The following is a 17,574-nucleotide window of genomic DNA, read 5'->3' as shown; positions in this document are numbered from 1 at the left end:
GTTCCTCCTGCGGCAGGTCTCGCTCCATCGCGTACTTCAGTAGTTGCCGAAGCCCGGCACCCCAGTAGTCCGGCTGATGCGCGGGGAGTCCCCGACTCTCGATCTGTTCCCAGTACGTCGGCGGGTACTCGTTCGGCTGACTGCTCTGGACCATCGACGCGCCCCAGTCGTTGCCCCACAGGATCTGATCGATGGCGATGTTGGGATCGTTCAGCGGTTTCTTCATCAGCTCCTTCCAGTAGAGGCCGATTTCGAGGTAGACGTCGTCGAAGGAGGCCGCCACCTGACAACACTTATCCACATAGTCCTCCTGCCATCCGGCCTGCATCCCGCCGTGATCGAAGATGATCGGTACCTCGGGGTACTCCGCTTTCAACTGCGACGCCAGTGTGGGGTCGCTCCAGTCCGGGAAGAGATTGAACAGGTGGTTACCGCCGTATCCGGACGCGTAGCCGGTGTGCCACCGAACGGGCACGTCGTGCTTCGCCGCGACGTCGAAGACGTGCCGCATATCCTTCTTCCGCTGGCTCCACTCGATCGGCTCCGTTCGAGTGGGATCACCGCGGATTCCCTCTCCAGTCATTCGGAATCCGTCCTGCGAGAGCCAGTAATCTAACTCCTCGGCCGCGGCCTCCCACGACCACTCTTCCTCGCCGCGCAGCGCCTTCTTCTTCGTTTGCGCCGGTGCCGCGGCCGCGATGAACTTGTCGGGGTTCTCGTCGATGATCTGTTTGTTAATTTTATTGTTCATCCCGAATCCCGAGAGGAGGACGCACATATCGACGCCGTAGGTGTCCATATCACGCAACACCCGATCGGAGTTGTCGTAGATGATGACGTCCTCGTCGCCGTCGGCCTCGTCGGCGGGCGTGGCCAACTTCATCTTCTTCGCCAGGTTGCCGTAACTGGAGTCGCCCTGCGCTTGCACGTTCACGGCGTGCCGCTGGGCGTGGCAATGCGTCTCGACTATGAACCGTCCCGGCTTCATCACACCGTAGACCTACGGCTCCGTCTATAATTATCTAATTATTGTTTCGTGACAGTTTTTGACCGAGGCCCCACAGATTTAATATTCACACTGCGGAACTACTATGAAAATCTATGACGATTGTAGTTAACTCGCTGCGGAAGACCTACACCGCGGGAGCCACCGAACACCTCGCTGTGGACGGAATCGACCTGGAGATCGGCCCCGACGAGTTTTTCACGCTCGTCGGGCCCTCCGGGTGCGGGAAGTCGACGACCTTACGCTGTATCGCCGGGTTGGAGACCCCGACGAGCGGGCAGATTCTGGTCGACGACGAGGACGTCACCGACACCGCACCCAACAAGCGCGGCCTCGCGATGATGTTTCAGGACATCGCGCTGTACCCGCATATGAACGTAATCGACAACATCGCGTATCCGTTGAAGGTGCGCGGCATCGACAAGGAGGAACGGTACGAGCGAGCGCGCGAGGTCGCCGATCTGATGCAGATTCCGGAGCTGCTGAAAAAGTATCCGGGCGAGTTGAGCGGTGGACAGCGACAGCGGACGGCTATCGCCCGAACGATCGTCTACGACCCGCGCGCGTTTCTGATGGACGAACCGCTGAGCGACCTCGACGCGCAACTGAAAGTCGAGATCCGAAAGGAGATTCAGCGGGTTCACGAACGCGCGGAGAAACCGACGGTCTACGTCACCCACGACCAGTCGGAGGCCCTCTCGATGAGCGACCGTATCGCGGTGATGAACGACGGCAACATAATGGGCGTCGGGACGCCCGACGAGCTGTACGAAGAACCGGAAAACACCTTCGTCGCCGGATTCATCGGAAACCCCTCGATGAACTTCATTCCCGGTACGGTAACCGATCGTTCGAACGGTCTCGTCACGGTCGAGGCGTACGGCGAGGAGTTCGAACTAGAACTCACAGACGGGGTTCAAGAAGACGATGCCGTAGAGATCGGAATCCGCCCCGAGCGGGTGAACGTCGTCTCCGATACCGAGGCGGGTCGGTTCACGGGCCGGCTCGAACTGATCGAACGGGTCGGCGACCGTCGCCTCGCCACCGTCGACGTTCCGGACGGGGAGATCAGAGCACTGAATCTGAGAGAGCGTGGCCTCCAGCAGGGCGAGGACGTGTCCGTCGTCTTTGACACCAACGACATCCATCTGTTCGACGGCAAAACGGGCGATGCGATCAAACACCCGGTAACGTATTCCAAGCGCGGAGAGGCGGCGCAACTGGACTGAGGGTCTGGCGGCGCACCACCCCGCCGAAACGGGAGGTACCGTTCCTGTCAAAGGGAGATAGTTAATCGAGGAGTGGAGGGAGTCGCCCGCGACGCGCACGGGTTCCAACCGATTGTACATTAAAGTTAAGTGGAGTGTGGCCACATACTGCGGTATGTCGTTGAGAGAATCGTTAGCAACAGACCAGCTACACCGATACCGACGAGGGCTCTTCGAGTCGCTCTCGAAGCGGTGGGTGTTCGTGGGGTTGACCGTGGTCCCCGCGCTCGCCGTATTCACATTCGTAAATCTGTTTCCGATGTTGTGGGCGCTCGCGGCCTCGTTTTTCGAGGTCGGCGCGCTCCAACCGGAGTGGAACTGGGTCGGCCTCGAGAATTTCCGCATCATCGTGAACGACGATCGATTCTGGTCGAGTCTCAGTCGGTCGATCGTCTTCGCGGTCGGTTCAGTGGGTCTCCAAGTCGTCGCGGGCACCGCGCTCGCACTCCTGCTCAATCGGTCCTTTAGTTTCAAGCGAGGCGTGAGAGCGATCGCACTGCTTCCGTACATCGTCCCGTCAGCCGTCCTGAGCTTCGTCGCGCTCTGGATGGGGAACAGCAGATACGGGATCATCAACCAGATCCTCGTTCAGACCGGGTTGACTCAGGAGTACCTCGCGTGGTACGGCTCGTTGAACCTGGCGATGCCGTCGGTGATCGTGACGAGCAGTTGGAAGTTCACGATCTTCGTGACGATTATCGTGCTCGCGCGGTTACAGAGTATTCCGCCCAGCATCTACGAGGCGGCCACAATCTCGGGGGCGTCGAAGCTGGATCGGTTCAGGGACATCACGCTCCCCAACCTGAAGGGCGTGCTCTTTATCGTTGTGCTACTCCGCGGCGTGTGGATGTTCAATAAGTTCGACATCATCTACATCCTGACGAACGGCGGCCCGCAGAACCGGACGATGATCGCGTCGATCTACGCGTATCGAACGGCCTTCTCCGACTTTAACCTCGGACGGGCCGCGGCGGTCTCGACGCTCCTGTTCGTCCTGCTAGTCGGTGCAGCGATCGTCTACTTCCATTACTTCGAGCCGTCTCAGGAGGTGCGCGTCGAATGAGCGCCGACACGCCCATCGGGTACTGGTATCAACTCCCGTATCAGACACGAAAGAAAGTCTACAACTGGCTGTTGAATCTCGTCCTCGCGGTGGGGTTAGTGATCGTCCTGTTTCCGATATACTGGATGCTCGCGACGTCGTTCATCCCACCGGAACAGCTGTTCTCGGTTCCGAACCCGCTCGTTCCGACCAATGCGACGCTGGAATCGTACGTCGCAGTGCTGGAGACGGACGTCCTCCTCTGGTACAAGAACACCGTCATCTTCGCGGCTGGCGTCGTGACGCTGACGACAGTCGCGGCGACGCTCGGCGGGTACGGACTGGCGCGCCTCGATATCCCCTACAAGAAAACGTTCGCGCGGGTGATCCTGTTCGGATACATGTTCCCGCCGATCCTGCTTTCGATCCCGATGTTCATCTTCTGGCGACAGATCGGGATTATCAACAGTCTCCCCGGCGTGATCCTCGCACAAACTGCCACCACGCTGCCGTTCTCGCTGTGGCTGATGTGGCAGTTCTTCCAGACGGTCCCCTACTCCTACGAGGAGTCGGCGCGAGTGATCGGCTGCTCGCGGTTCCAGGCCTTCTACGAGGTCGCACTGCCGCTGGCGAAGCCCGGAATGATCGCGGTGTCGATCTTCTCGTTCGCCATCGCGTGGGGCGCGTACACGATTCCGACGATTCTGCTGACGAGCAACTCGAAGTGGGTGCTCACGCTCGGGCTCTACAGCTTCACACAGGCGGAATCGGTCCTGTGGGGACAGATTATGGCGGCGTCGACGCTTCTAGTCTTACCCACGTTCTTCTTCGTCTACTACCTGCAGAAGTACATCCTTCGCGGGTTCCGAGCGACGCGGATCTGAGCGGGCGGCAACACCTCTCGCGCACTCGTTTTCAGCGGATACGGCATCCGCTTCTGGTCAGAAAGGGACAGTACGGCGTCTCAGTAACGGTGATATGCTCAATGGGCCGTACGGTCGACTCGCTATCACAGATCGATCATCGCGCACTGGAAAAGAGGGTGCGAACATTGCCAGATCACGCGCCGCCGCCGACGCGCCTATGGAGCGAGTGTGCGTCCGCCCGAAGCGCGATTGCACTTTGTTCTTCTCGATCACATCGGGCGGGAGGTGGTCGCCCTAGTTATGCGATACTGTTCGACAAATTATGTGCTACCGTTCGACGAAGGTCGAGAGGTGAGCGTCGCTATCGGAGGTCTCGTCGATTCGAAGAGCAGTGGAGAACGGCGGGCAGTGGGCGAACGTTCAGTTCTGTGCGTCCTCAACTACTTGTTGGAGTTCTTCGGCGCGCTGGTCGATAACGTCCGCCGGGTTCTCTCCACTGAGCAGGACATCCGACTCGAGGTTCCAGATCGGTTCGGAGTAGTACGCACTCGTGTAGGGGTTCGGTGGTTCCGTTGATCCCCCTTCCATCGTCTTGTGGGTGAGTTTCTCGAAGGCCTCATCCTGGTAGGCGCTGAACTGCTCGTCCGTCCAGCCGGTCTGGTAAATGTCGGTCGAGCGAATTCCGTCGAGGTACCGATCGCTCTGCTTGATTTCCGGCCACGAGGGGATGTTTTGCACGGGGGAGAGCTCTAACAGCAGATCCGTGATAAACTCCCGGTTCGTCGCGTATTCGATGAAGGCCCTGGCGGCCTCCGTATTCCCGCCCTCGTAGGCGACGAACCCTTCCGCGCTCCCTTCGGCGACGTCGTCTCGGCGGTTAGAGGGCATTCCCGGCACGATTTCGATGTCCTTCGCGAACGAGCGACCGTTTCGAATGGCCGCGTTCTTCGTTCGGATTCCGGCGTACCACGTGCTCGCGACCTGTCCGGACTGAATGATGTTTTGGACGGTCGCCCATCCGGAGTCCTCGCCCGACGGCGACCACTGTTGCCGCTCAGCCAGGTGATTGAGGAGCTCGATCGTCCGCTCTCGGTACGGCTCCTCGTGGAAGTTGATGCGGATACGGTCGTCCTGCCACTCAGTGACCGATCCGTCGTTCGTCCAAAGCCACGAGAGGAAGCGGACCGTCGAGGGGCTCCCGGTCATAATGGGAACGTACGTTCCGCGGATGTCGTTGTCCAACCCGTCGACTTCCCGCGCGTACTCGTTGGCCTTCTCCCAGGTGTCCGGAACGATATCCGAGAGGTCGCTTCGGTACGTGAACGTCGAGATGTTGTGGAAGAACGGCAGCATCCACCGGTTCCCCTCCACTTCGATGATGTCCGCGACGACGTCAGTCGGCTCACCGAGTGACTCGGTCACCCGTTCGTACGTTTCGTCGAGCGGGGCTAACACGCCGCGGTTCCGGAGGATCATCGTTTCACCGAACGACTGGATACTGACCTCAGGCGGGTCTCCGGCCTGCACCAACTGGACGATCCGATCGAGGCTGCTCACGCCGGTCGTGACGAACTCGACCTCCATGTTCGCCCCCGTCGCATCCTCGAAATCCGACGCGATGTCTCGCCAGAGATCCTGAATATTGTCCACCTGCGCAACGGTGATGAAGTGGATGTCCTCTCCCGAGAGGTCGGGGAGTCCGTCGTCCCCGCCGGAGCTGGTTTGGCTCCCTCCGTCACCGCCGCTGTCCGAATCACCGCCGCCGTCGCCGCCCGAATCCGACCCGTCTCCGTTGCCGGAACAGCCAGCCAGTCCACTCACACCGACCGCAGTGGCACCTCCTAACGCTTTGAGCGTCTTTCGTCGCGTGACGTTGTCTCGCTTTCTAACCATCGTCATCTATAATGAAAAAGACAGGGGTATTAAATTGTTTCTTCAGAAGAATTATAATTACGAGCGACGACGCGCGCTATCGATCGGTGACGATAATCAGGGTACGACCCAAATTCGACGGCTGACTTCGCCCGCCGAGAATTCACTGCCGGAATCGTGACCCACTCCCTCACAGCCCCTGACTATCTCGACGAAACTACAATTCGGAGTTTATCCAACAAGCGGTTCCGATCGGTTTGCATCGCAGCGTGGCAGGAGCAGGCCGCAACGAGGATTCGTAGAATTCAGCGGGCGGATTTATCGACGAAATCCGGTTGGAGAATATCGAATTACGAGTGGGATCATTCCAACCCGCGAGTCGCCTTCGAGAAGTGCAGTACGACGCGGGGTTCAGGCGGGTTCGGTTCACACAGACGGAGTCCGTGTATCTCCCCAGACGGAGACATCAAATGTTAACTGTACCGAGATAGTTGTTGTCTTATGCCAAGAGAACGCCCCGCATACAGAATCAAGACGGCCGCCAACGTGTTCGATATTATCCGAACACTTCACCAGTACGAGGGAGCGACGTTGGACGAACTCGACGGGGAAATCGACCTGGCACGGAGTACGCTGTACGACTACCTCCAGACGCTGATCGAGATGGGCTATGTGGTGCGGGACGACGGTGCGTTTTATCTCTCACTGGAGTTCCTCAATTTGGGGAACCGTGCAAAACTCGATCGAACGGCGTGGAAAGAGGTCAAGCCCGCCCTCAAAGAGATCGGCGATGAGACGGGAGAAAACATCTGGTTCGTCGTCGAAGAGAACGGAAAGGCCGTGTACGTCGACCACTACTCGGGCGACCGGGTGCTGTACACCTTCAACAAATCGGGGACCCGAGAACACCTCCACTGTATTGCGGCCGGAAAAGCGATTTTGGCGCACCTCCCCGACGAACGCGTCGATGAGATCATCGACAGACACGGGCTCCCGGCGTTCACCGACAACACGATCACTGACCGCGAGGAGCTTCGCGCCGAGTTTGAGACGATCCGCGAGCGTGGCGTCGCGTTCAGCCGGGGCGAGCGGCGGGCCGAAATTCGAGGGGTCGCCACGCCGATCATCGACGGTGATTCCGTCCTGGGAGCCATCACTCTCGGCGCGCCGTCGAAACGGCTCACGGGCCAGTTCTTCACCGAGGAGCTCCCGAACCTCGTGACCGGCGCGGCGAACCGAATCGAGTTCTCGTTTCAGCAGCCCACCCCTCAGTAGTCGATTTCGGCATCCCCTCGTTCTCATTCAGCAGTACGTCGCACTCGATCGGTCTTGTCTGTCCTCCGGTTTCGAAATAAACGAACATAAAGAATTACAAGAATAAAGTTGTAATGTCTAGCAGAGAGCAGAGACGCGAGAACCGACAAGTCGCCGGAGAACGTTTCGGAGAATATCGAACGAGAAGTCAGAGAGTACATTACAATTGGATAAATATGTATCCTGAGCAGATACTAACGTTCACAAATATACGATACGTCCTCCCGTGAGAACACCGCGAGATAACGCGCGATACCCGCTAAATAGCGCGTGTTTCGGATATTTTGCCTCGGTTCGATCTCTGAGAGGCGTAAACGTAACTAGTCAAAGCTCTATTAGAAACGTGGTTTTCTATAGAGGTTTGTATTTTCGAACGGTAGCCAGAAAACGAGCGACGGGACCAGTGAAAAGCCGCAACGACGCAGCCGTCACCCCGGGACCGATCGACGAAGAAACGCGGACGGTCGGTTAGTCGAGGTCCAGACGCGCTTTCGTTCCGTTTCGATCGAGCTTTCCGCTCGGCGTCCGATCGATCTCGGCCACGAAGTAGTAGGCGCGCGGGCGTTCGTGGCTGGCGACAGTGTCGCTCTCTCGAATCCACGCGTCGAGCGTCTCTTCGGTCAGGTCGTCGCTCCCCTCGACGATCGCCGTCACCTTCTGGCCGTACTCCGCGTCGTCGACGCCAACGACGGCGGCGTTCGTGACGTCGGGATGCCGTTCGAGTTCCTCTTCGATCGGTTCGGGCGTGATCTTCACACCCTTCGATTTGATCTGGAAGTCGATGCGACCCTCGATGTAGAGGAAGCCCTCCTCGTCGAGAGATCCCTTGTCGCCGGAACGCCACCAACCGTCCTCGAACGCGGCTTCACCGCGCTCGTCCTCCCACATCCACGCGGGTGCCTGATAGCTCTTGACGGCGATCTCGCCGCTCTCGTTCGGCGGCAGCGTGTCGTCGACCGTACCGTCGGGATCCAGGATCCGAACCTGCGTCCCCGACTGGGGCTTGCCCACGCTCTCGATGCGTTCCTCGGTCAACTCGTTGTTGTAGAGGACTGTCGAGTGAATCTCCGTCGAGCCGTACGACTGGTTGATATTCTCGCAGATCCGGTCTCGGAGTTCGCTCAGCGTCGACGGGTTCAGCTTCTCGCCGGTGGAGTTGATCGAGCGAAGCGAATCGAGGTCGTAGCGCTCGGGATCGCTGTCGAGAATCTCCTTCCACATCGTCGGAACGAGCACGGCTCGGGTGATGTCCCGCTCGTCGACGATCTCCAACCATCGCTCGGGATCCCACTCGGGTATGTAGTACGTGCTCTCACAGCCGAGCAGCGAACGAGTGAGAAAGCTCGTCCAGATCAGGAACGACGGTCGGTTGACGACCAACTGTTTGTCCGAGCGGGAAAAGCCCGAGCGCGTGCCGAGTTCCATCCCCTTGAGGAACATCGTTCGGTTGGTGTGACACCAGCCCTTCGGGTGGCCCGTACTCCCCGACGTCCACGCGATCGTCACGATATCGTCCTCCTCGACGAGCACGTTGGGTTCGACGGGATCGGCCGCTGCGAGCCTCTCCGAGAGCCCCGTCTCGTACTCCTGTTGCGGTTCACCGGTGCTGAACACCGCGGTCAGTCGGTCCAGTTGGTCAGGACCGACCAACTCCGCGAACGACTCCGAGAGGTCCGAATCGATGACCGCGATCTTCGGTTTCGTCCGGTCGAGACACTCGCGGAAGGACCCGGGGGCGATCCGCTTGTGGAGGTTCGTCGTCACCGCACCGGCCTTGAGCGCGCCGTTGAACAGAGTCGCGTGCTCGACGGACGGTTTCGAGAACAGCGCGATTCGATCGCCCTTGCTCACGTAATCGGCGAAGACGTTCGCGGCCTTGCGGCTCCGTTCTTCGAACTCCGCCCACGTGACCGACTCGGTGGCGTCCTCGAACGCGATCGAGTCGCCGCTCTTGGCCGCGTTGTGCGCGGAGAGGTCTTTGAGCGCCGGAAGTTCGTTGTGAATCCGGTGCATACTACTGCTCGATGAACTCCGGGAAGAGACGCTTGTGCGGCGGCTCGATGTCGTAGATGTCGCAGAAGTTGCCGCCGAGGATCTTGTTGAGTTCGTCCTGCGGGATGTCGTGGTCCATCGCGTACTTGTTCAGCATCCGCAGCGACGTCCCCCAGTAATCGGGCTGGTGGGCCGGGATGCCGTCGGCGCTGAACTGCTCCCAGCGGATCGACGGGTAGTCCATCGGACTCTCGGAGTTGTTCGATTTTGCGATCATCGACGCGCCCCAGTCGGTGCCCCAGAGGAGTTGGTCGGGGCCGATGTCGGGGTCGTTCATCGGTCGGTTGAGGATGTCGTCCCACCACAGGCCGACTTCGAGGTAGACGTTGTCGTGCTGTGCCGCGACCATACACGCGCGCTCGACGTTATACCGCCAGTGGCCCTGGATGCCGCCGTGCTCGAACACGAGGTCGACGTCGGGGTACTCGTGGATGATGTCCGTCGCGTTGAGCGGGTCGCGCCAGTCCGGGAGTTTGTCCTGCTCTCTGAGCCCGCCCGCCTGATAACCCGAGGCCGCGCCGGGATGCCAGCGAATCGGCACGTCGTGCTTCGCCGCGACGTCGAAGAACTGTCGGATCTCCTTTTTGCGCTCCCGCCAGGTCATCCGCTCTTCCACCAACGGATCCGACGGCATGAATTCGCCGATGCCGACCATCCCGTCCCACGAGAGCACTTCGTCGAGTTCCTCGACGGCCCGTTCCGTGGTCCACTCCTCCTCGCCGCGCATCGCGGCCTTCTTGGTCTGGACCGGGTACGCGCAGGCCACGAACTTGTCGGGGTGTTTGTCGATGATCTGTTTGTTGATCTTGTTCGTCATCCCGAAGGCGGGGAGGAGCAGCGACATGTCCACACCGTAGGTGTCCATATCGTAGACGAGCCGATCGGAGTTGTCGTAGACGATGACCGCATCGTCCTCGTCGGCCTCGTCGGCGGGCGTCGCCGTGTGCATCAACTCCCCGAGTCGGGAGTACTCCGCGTCCTCGTCGCTCTGGCTAAATCTGACCGCGTGTCGCTGCCCGTGAACGTGGGTGTCAACGACGAATCGTCCGAGTTTCATACCGTCTGAGCGGTTCGGACGAATCATAATAACCGTTCCGTTGAGAGCGAACGTATCGAGGGGTTCACCTTCGACTCCGCGCGTTGCGAAACGGTACCAACGGACGTGACGGTATGATCGGCGGACGCGGAGTCACGTATAGTGGATGTGACGGTACGATCGGTTCCGATGAACGCAGCGTTACTCGCCTTCGGCGAGGAGGTCCGCCGCCTTCTCCGCGATCGCGAGCGTCGCCGCGTTCGTGTTGCCGCCGACGATTCGGGGCATCACCGACGCGTCGACGACGCGGAGCCCCGAAACCCCGCGGACTCGCAGGCGATCGTCCACGACGGCCGTCCCGTCGTCGCCCATCTTGCACGTCCCGACGGGGTGGTAGATCGTCTGGGCGCGTTCGCGGATGTATTCCGCGATCGCTTCGTCGCTTTCGGCATCCTCGCCGGGCCAGACCTCCTCGCCGCGGTACTCGTCGAACGGTTCCGCCCGTGCGATCTCTCTGGCCCTGCGGACGCCCTCGATCAGCACGTCGAGGTCCTCGCGCTCGGTCAGATACCGCGGATCGATTTTCGGATCGTCGAACGGGTCGTCGGATCGAAGTTCGATCTGCCCGCGGCTCTCCGGACGGGTCTGCGTCGCGGAGATGTAGAACCCATTCCCGTCATCGGGGTTCTCGAACCCATGACGCATAAAGTAGCCCGGACCGAAGTGGAACTGTATGTCCGGGCGGTCCAGCGACGGATCGGACCGAACGAACCCGCCCGCCTCGCCGCCGTTAGAGGAGAGACGACCGGACCCGTGGACGTGGTACTCGACGATGTCATCGAGCGTTCCCGTGTCGTCGCGGGTGACCGCGCCCGTGCACGAGTAATTGACGGCGATCAGGAGGTGATCCTGCAGGTTCTGTCCCACGCCCGGGAGGTCGGTCTGGACGTCGATACCGTGCGACCGGAGGTGCTCCGCTGGACCGACCCCCGACAGCAACAACAGCTGTGGCGTGTTGATCGCGCCCGCCGAGAGAATCACTTCCTCTTCGGCCTCGACAACGTGTCGGCCATCGTCGTCTTCGTACTCGACGCCGACCACGCGGTCGCCGTCGAAAACGAGCTTCGAGGCCTGTGCGCCGGTCCGTGCGGTCAGGTTCGAGCGCTCTAGTAGCGCAGGCTTGAGGTACGCGGCGGCGGCACTGTGGCGCTTGCCGTCCTTCTGAGTCACCTGATACAGCCCCACGCCTTCCTGTGTCGCCCCGTTGAAGTCGTCGTTTCGGGGGTATCCAGCCTCGGCTCCCGCCTCAACGAATACCCGGGAGAGGTGATACGGCGACTGGAGGTCGGCGACGTTGAGCGGCCCCCCGAGGCCGTGGTACTCAGATCGACGCGCGCGGTTCGTCTCGCTTCGCTTGAAGTACGGAAGGAGTTCCTCGTAACTCCACCCGTCGTTTCCTCGGTCGGCCCACTCGTCGAAGTCGCCGGGATGACCGCGAATGTGAATCATCGCGTTCATCGAACTCGACCCGCCGAGCGCCTTCCCGCGCGGCCAGTAGAGTTCTCGATCGTGCATCTCCGACTGCGGTTCGGTGTAGTACTCCCAGTCGACCGAACTCCGCATCAACTGCCCGACCTCTGCCGGAACGTGAATCGATCGATCGTGATCCGGCTCCCCGGCCTCTAAGACGAGCACGCGTTGATCCGATTGTTCTGATAGCCGGGTCGAAACTGCACAGCCCGCGGTTCCCGCACCGACCACGACATAATCGTACGACTCCGATCGTTTGGGCATAGATCCCGATCATTCCGGACGGTAATGAGCGTGGCGCTTGCGGCGGAGTAGTCAGGGCGGTAACCAATGACCCACTCGGAATTCACTATTGTAAAACCGTATTTTATGAATCACAGGCGTCACATTCTCATCGGACCTGAAATTTCAACGTATAACCCCGTTTTAACCCAGATGATGGGAGATAGCTGGAAACACCTCACGATCGTAATACGAGATTGAATTATCCAATACTAAACATTGATGTGGAACCAGCCGTTACGAACGGATATGGCCGCGCAAGCGAATCACCCGATAAAATCCCTCGAAAAAACGGTCGGGATCATCGATGTCCTCAAGCGGCGTCGATCCGCCCACCTGCGGGATATCGCCGACGAGTTGGAGTTGAACAAGAGCACCGTCCACAATCACCTGTCGACGCTCCGCGAGCACGAATACGTGGTCAAAGAGGGCGACGAGTACCGTCTGAGCCTGCAGTTTCTTCATATCGGCGGCGTCCTCCGCAACGAAGTCGATCTCTACGACGCCGCGAAATCGAAACTCGATCAGCTCGCCGAGGATACGGGCGAGCTCGTAACGCTCGCAACCCACGAGCGAGGGTTAGGGATCGTACTCTACCGCGCGAAAGGCGACGAGGCCGTCGAAATTGACACCCACGTCGGAAGCCAGCTCACGCTGCACAATTCGGGCCTCGGCAAGGCGATACTCGCGCACCTTCCGCGCTCGCGCGTGGAGGAAATAATCGCCGAGCGAGGGCTTCCGGCGTCGACCGAGAACTCCATCACCGACGAGGACACGCTCTTCGACGAACTCGACAATATTACAGCGCAGGGCTACGCGTTCGACGACGAGGAGAACTGGCGTGGACTGCGCTGCGTCGCCGCCCCGATTCTCACCGACGAAGGCGTCGTCAAAGGTGCGATCAGCCTCTCCGTGCCGAAGAGCCAGCTCGCGAGCGAAGACGAGCGACAGCGGTACGTCGACGAGATCAAGAACACCGCGAACCTCATCGAACTGCGGATCGCGTACTCGTGACCGACGAGTCATAATCGTGCCAAAATCGCAATAATCCATTCGGCAAACAGGTCGAGAATAACATACGTACATTTGTCATTCAGTCTGCGAATCAGTCGGCGTTTGCTATCGGAAGTACATCGGAGAAGGAATTTTTACATCGTAAAACGAATTTCGTCGGAAACCAGTTATCGTTCGACTGCCCGCGCGACCAGTTCTATCGGATGCGGCGGATGCTCGTCGACGAGCGAACTGTCGCCGATCTGACTCCGACACGACCCGCCGGGTGCGACGACCTGTGTCCCCCCGCTCGCGCGGATCTTCTCGAACAACAGTTCGGCGATCGACTTCGAGACGTCGTAGTGCTCGGCCTCGTAGCCGAAACTTCCGGCCATTCCACAGCAGCCCGAATCGAGCGGGTCGACGTCGTACCCCGTCCGGCGAAGGACGCCGACCGCGTGGTGGTCTTTTCCGGCCGCGTGCTGGTGACAGTGGCCGTGATACGTGAGCGTCTCTTCGATGAGTCCCTCCCGCACCGGTAACTCGGAGACCAGTCGGTGGACGTCGAGATACTCACAGACGCCGTATGCGTGCTGTGACACGCGCTCTGCGGCCTCCGTGTTCAGGAGCGTGGTGTACTCGTCCTGGAAGAGCACGGCGTCGCTCGGTTCGACCGCGACGATCTCCCACCCGTCGTCGAGGTACGCCGAGAAGGCGTCGACGTTCGTCTGCGCCCGGTCGGCGGCGTGGTCCAAGAGACCGACCGAGTACGCCGCCCGTCCGCTGGGGGCGAGATCGGTCGGAATGTGCACGGAGACTCCGGCGGCTTCGAGCACGCGGACGGCCGCCTTCCCGGGTTCGGGGTAGCTGTAGTTCGTGTACGTGTCCGGGAACAGCACGACTTTTCTGTCGGCATCTGCTTCCGATATGCTCGGTTGTCGTCGATGGAACCATTCGACGAGCGACTCGTCGGCGAACGGCGGCAGCGACCGATCGGGAGCGATACCGAAGAGTTTCTCGGCGACGATGTCGGATCCCGGAACCGACATCGCCCAGTTGGAGAACGGAGCCAACCGGGAGCCCCACTTCGAGGCGGTGTCGATATTGCCGAACAGCTTCGTGCGAAGGCTCGGCCCGCGCTCCTCGTGGTACTGGTGTTTGAGTTCGGACTTGAGCTTCGCCATATCGACGCCGGTCGGGCAGTCCGACTTACAGCCCTTGCAACCGACACAGAGATCTAACACGTCCTCTTGGAACTCGGGCGACGTCAGCCGCTCCTCGGGAATTTCGCCGCTGATCGCGGCGCGGAGCATATTCGCCCGGCCGCGCGTCGTCGCCAGTTCGTCGCCCGTCGCGCGGTACGTCGGGCACATCACGTCGGTGTCCTGCTGGCGACACGTCCCGCAGCCGTTGCACAGTTCGACGAGGTGCGAGAAGCCGCCCTGATCGTCGAAGTCCAGTTTCGTCTGCGGTTCGATCGAAGCGTACCCCTCGCCGTAGCGCAGGTGCTCCCGCATATCTGTCGGGTTGTCGTCGCGGTAGACGACCTTACCCGGGTTCATCCGCCAGTCGGGGTCGAACGCGGTTTTGAGCTCCTGGAACGCCGTCCAGAGCCGTTCGCCGTACATCTTAGGGTTGAACTCCGTGCGCGCGAGGCCGTCGCCGTGCTCGCCGGAAAACGCCCCGTGATGCTCGACGACGATATCGGTGACGTCGTCGGTGATCGACCGCATCGTCTGGACTCCGTCGTCCTCTTTCAACGAGAGGATCGGGCGGATGTGCAGCGTGCCGCTGCCCGCGTGTGCGAAGTACGCCGCGGAGGTCCCGTGATCGTCGAGGATGTCCATAAACTTCTGCGTGTATTCGGCGAGTTCCGCGGGCGGGACGGTCGCGTCCTCGATGAACGGGTACGGTTTCGGGTCGCCTTCGAGGCTCATCAGCAGCGGGATCGCCGCCTTCCTGAGCTTCCAGAGGTCGGCCTGCGCCTCGTCGGTGTAGGCTTCGATCACGTCGAAGGCATCGCCCTCCGCGACGAACCGCTCGGTCACCTCGGCGATGGCGCCCTCGAAGTCGTCGACGAGTTCGGAGTCGAACTCGATCATAAGAGTCGCCGCCGTACCGTCAGGGATCGGTTCCTCGTATCGGGCGTACTGTTCGGACTCCCTGGCCAGTCTGAACACCTCCGCGTCCATCAACTCGACCGCGCTCACCTCGTGTTCGAGCGCGCGGGGGACGGCTTCCAGCGCGGCGATCAGGTCGTCGAAGCAGTACAGCGCCAACGCGGTTGCTTCGGGCTTCGTGACGAGCGACAGCTCGGCCTCGACGACGACGCCGAGAGTGGACTCCGCGCCGACAAACAGCTTCGAGAGGTTGATGACGCGCTCGCCGTCGTCGTTCTCGTAGACGACCTTGTTGAGATTGTACCCGGAGACGTTCCGCTTCAGGTCAGGGTACTTCGCGTCGATCTCGTCGGCGTTCTCCTCGACCAAGCGGCGGACGGTGCGGTAGATCTCGGCCTCGCGCGTGTCCCCCTCGACGAGTTCCTCCCACTCTGGGCCGTCGAGAACGACCTCTCGCGTCTCGATGAGGCTGCCGTCCGCGAGGACCACTTTCAGCCGCTCGGTGTACGCGTCGGTGATGCCGTACCGGACGGAGTGCGCGCCGGTAGAGTTGTTACCGATGCCGCCGCCGATCGTGGCGCGGTTCGAGGAGGCCGGGTCCGGCGCGAACTTCAACCCATCCTCGGCGAGTCGCTCGTCGAGGTGGTCCTGCACGACGCCGGGTTGGACGACCGCGCGCTTCTCGTCGGCGCGGATCTCGACGATGTCGTTCAAATGTGTGGACACGTCGATGACGAGACAGCCGGGACCGACAGCCTGCCCGCCGAGCGAGGAGCCCGTTCCGCGCGCAATCACGGGGATTTCGTGATCGGCGGCGATCGAAACCGCCGCGCGGACGTCGTCGATGTCCCTCGGTTCGACGACTCCGGCGGGGCGTGCCTGATAGATACTCCCGTCCGTCGCGTACAGGATCTGTGCGTACTCGTCGAAGCGTACCGAACCGTCGACGTCCGCGCGGAGATCCGCGGCCAATTCCCGATACTCCGATGCGTCGTCCCGTGGCGACGGAGCCGATGCGGGTCCGTCGGCTTGCGGGACGGTCTTTTGTGACATACGTCAGCGGTAGCGATGCGACGATGTAAAGTTGGGGGATGTGTCGCCGGGTTCGAGCGGACGCGAATTGAGTCGGGGCAAATCATCCGACCGCGACAAACGCCCACTCGGATCACCGGGCCGCGTCGAATACCGAATCGGATCACCTCAACCGGCCGAGTCGAACGCCGAGCCGTCTCACCCGAACGCGGTGATCAACAGCACGCCCGCGACGACGACGAGCGCGGCGGCCATAATCTGCCACGTGACCCGTTCGAGTCGTTCTGGCATAAACAGCGCCGCGAGCACGACGACGAACAGCGTGTTCGTCACGACGATCGGACTCACGATGTTCACCGGCGCGATCGACAGCGCGACGTAGTAGCCGAGGAGAAAGAGCGTGTTCGTGAGGCCCGCGAACACGAACCACCGCGCGTTGGTACCGCGGACGACCGAGCGGTCGGGGAGGTCGTCGTCCCACCAGAGGTACAGCGCGAAGCCGAGCGCGGCGGCGATCGACTTCACGGCGAGTCCGACGAGCGGCGGCGTCCCCTCGTCGAAGCCGACGTTCGCGAAGATCGGCTCCCAGCCGACCGCGACCGCGGCCCCGAACGGGATCAACAGCCCGATCAGGAGCTCGGGTCGGGGGAGGTCCTCGGGATTGTCGTTGCTCGTCTTCCACGCGATGACGGCGACGCCACCGACGACGAGGAAGATCCCCACGCCGTGAATCGCTGTGAGCGTCTCACCGAGGAAGATAACGCCGAGAACGGTCGAGATGAGCGCCCACGACGCGAGGATCGGCGCGGTCCGACTCGCTCCGATCTTGTCGATGCTGGCGAAGTTCAGCGCGCGCCCGATCAGCGTTCCGAGGATTCCGGCAATCGCAAAGGAGACCAGCGAGAGCCGCGTCAGCCCGTACTCGGGGTAGAACCGAACCGCTACGATGGGGAGGAGAACGAGTACGTTGACGATCGAAACAACGAAAATCGCGTCTTTCGTCCGGCCGCTGTCCGTGCCCTGCCTGACGCTCAGATTCGACGTCGCCGAGGAAACCGCCGCGCCGATCGCGAGACCGACCGCCAGAAGATGTGAGATCTCGACCATTTTTCATAGGATTTCCGTCCCGCTCTAATACTCTTTCGCAACCGTTCTTGGTGA

General features: G+C 61.0%; 12 protein-coding genes. 5 read left to right on the top strand and 7 right to left on the bottom strand.

The annotated features are described in order from the left end of the window. A partial coding sequence (locus FJT57_RS14405) for an amidohydrolase family protein (RefSeq protein WP_203229196.1) occupies positions 1–988 on the bottom strand: 988 nt, incomplete at its 3' end. A gap of 113 nt (positions 989–1,101) precedes the next feature. Here FJT57_RS14405 and FJT57_RS14400 point away from each other — a divergent pair. The 3 genes from FJT57_RS14400 (at position 1,102) to FJT57_RS14390 (ending at position 4,200) form a co-directional block, all read left to right on the top strand. Then, complete coding sequence (locus FJT57_RS14400) at positions 1,102–2,235, top strand: ABC transporter ATP-binding protein (protein ID WP_144906431.1); 1,134 nt, start codon at positions 1,102–1,104, stop codon at positions 2,233–2,235. 154 nt (positions 2,236–2,389) lie between these two features. Continuing rightward, positions 2,390–3,337 (top strand): carbohydrate ABC transporter permease, encoded by a 948-nt coding sequence (locus FJT57_RS14395; protein ID WP_144906429.1) that lies wholly within the window; start codon positions 2,390–2,392, stop codon positions 3,335–3,337. Further along, positions 3,334–4,200, top strand: a complete 867-nt coding sequence (locus FJT57_RS14390; RefSeq protein ID WP_144906427.1) for a carbohydrate ABC transporter permease — start codon at positions 3,334–3,336, stop codon at positions 4,198–4,200. The genes FJT57_RS14395 and FJT57_RS14390 overlap by 4 nt, the downstream gene beginning before the upstream one ends. A 402-nt stretch (positions 4,201–4,602) precedes the next feature. Here the strand turns inward: FJT57_RS14390 and FJT57_RS14385 are convergent, their stop codons facing one another. After that, positions 4,603–6,081, bottom strand: a complete 1,479-nt coding sequence (locus FJT57_RS14385; RefSeq protein WP_144906425.1) for an ABC transporter substrate-binding protein — start codon at positions 6,079–6,081, stop codon at positions 4,603–4,605. A 474-nt stretch (positions 6,082–6,555) separates the two neighbouring features. Between FJT57_RS14385 and FJT57_RS14380 the strand changes: the two genes are divergently transcribed. After that, on the top strand, positions 6,556–7,329 hold the full coding sequence (locus FJT57_RS14380; RefSeq protein ID WP_144906423.1) for an IclR family transcriptional regulator: 774 nt from the start codon (positions 6,556–6,558) through the stop codon (positions 7,327–7,329). Between the two features lie 507 nt (positions 7,330–7,836). Here the strand turns inward: FJT57_RS14380 and FJT57_RS14375 are convergent. From FJT57_RS14375 to FJT57_RS14365, 3 genes are all read right to left on the bottom strand, one after another. After that, on the bottom strand, positions 7,837–9,381 hold the full coding sequence (locus tag FJT57_RS14375) for a class I adenylate-forming enzyme family protein (RefSeq protein ID WP_144906421.1): 1,545 nt from the start codon (positions 9,379–9,381) through the stop codon (positions 7,837–7,839). Position 9,382: 1 nt separating this feature from the next. Further along, complete coding sequence (locus tag FJT57_RS14370; RefSeq protein ID WP_162524372.1) at positions 9,383–10,477, bottom strand: amidohydrolase family protein; 1,095 nt, start codon at positions 10,475–10,477, stop codon at positions 9,383–9,385. A 180-nt stretch (positions 10,478–10,657) separates the two neighbouring features. Next, entirely contained in the window at positions 10,658–12,250 is a 1,593-nt protein-coding gene (locus FJT57_RS14365; protein ID WP_144906417.1) for a GMC family oxidoreductase, read from the bottom strand. A 267-nt stretch (positions 12,251–12,517) separates the two neighbouring features. On the opposite strand from FJT57_RS14365, the gene FJT57_RS14360 reads away from it, so the two are divergent. After that, positions 12,518–13,282, top strand: coding sequence for an IclR family transcriptional regulator (locus FJT57_RS14360; RefSeq protein ID WP_162524371.1), 765 nt, complete (start codon positions 12,518–12,520; stop codon positions 13,280–13,282). A gap of 167 nt (positions 13,283–13,449) precedes the next feature. Here the strand turns inward: FJT57_RS14360 and FJT57_RS14355 are convergent, their stop codons facing one another. Both FJT57_RS14355 and FJT57_RS14350 read right to left on the bottom strand, forming a co-directional pair. Beyond that, complete coding sequence (locus FJT57_RS14355) at positions 13,450–16,434, bottom strand: FAD-binding and (Fe-S)-binding domain-containing protein (protein ID WP_144906413.1); 2,985 nt, start codon at positions 16,432–16,434, stop codon at positions 13,450–13,452. 177 nt (positions 16,435–16,611) lie between these two features. Beyond that, a complete protein-coding gene (locus tag FJT57_RS14350) occupies positions 16,612–17,520 on the bottom strand; it encodes a DMT family transporter (RefSeq protein ID WP_144906410.1) in 909 nt (302 codons plus the stop codon). Between the last annotated feature and the right edge of the window lie 54 nt (positions 17,521–17,574).

The sequence above is a fragment of the Halobellus captivus genome, from assembly GCF_007655485.1.
Taxonomy (GTDB): Archaea; Halobacteriota; Halobacteria; order Halobacteriales; family Haloferacaceae; genus Haloquadratum; species Haloquadratum captivum.
This window is presented reverse-complemented; position numbering and strand designations above follow the sequence as displayed.

Bases quoted from the DNA above. Each gene is read 5' to 3' on its own strand.
- FJT57_RS14400 (WP_144906431.1), top strand. From the start codon at position 1,102: ATGACGATTGTAGTTAACTCGCTGCGGAAGACCTACACCGCGGGAGCC.
- FJT57_RS14395 (WP_144906429.1), top strand. From the start codon at position 2,390: ATGTCGTTGAGAGAATCGTTAGCAACAGACCAGCTACACCGATACCGA.
- FJT57_RS14390 (WP_144906427.1), top strand. From the start codon at position 3,334: ATGAGCGCCGACACGCCCATCGGGTACTGGTATCAACTCCCGTATCAG.
- FJT57_RS14385 (WP_144906425.1), bottom strand. From the start codon at position 6,081: ATGACGATGGTTAGAAAGCGAGACAACGTCACGCGACGAAAGACGCTC.
- FJT57_RS14380 (WP_144906423.1), top strand. From the start codon at position 6,556: ATGCCAAGAGAACGCCCCGCATACAGAATCAAGACGGCCGCCAACGTG.
- FJT57_RS14375 (WP_144906421.1), bottom strand. From the start codon at position 9,381: ATGCACCGGATTCACAACGAACTTCCGGCGCTCAAAGACCTCTCCGCG.
- FJT57_RS14370 (WP_162524372.1), bottom strand. From the start codon at position 10,477: ATGAAACTCGGACGATTCGTCGTTGACACCCACGTTCACGGGCAGCGA.
- FJT57_RS14365 (WP_144906417.1), bottom strand. From the start codon at position 12,250: ATGCCCAAACGATCGGAGTCGTACGATTATGTCGTGGTCGGTGCGGGA.
- FJT57_RS14360 (WP_162524371.1), top strand. From the start codon at position 12,518: ATGGCCGCGCAAGCGAATCACCCGATAAAATCCCTCGAAAAAACGGTC.
- FJT57_RS14355 (WP_144906413.1), bottom strand. From the start codon at position 16,434: ATGTCACAAAAGACCGTCCCGCAAGCCGACGGACCCGCATCGGCTCCG.
- FJT57_RS14350 (WP_144906410.1), bottom strand. From the start codon at position 17,520: ATGGTCGAGATCTCACATCTTCTGGCGGTCGGTCTCGCGATCGGCGCG.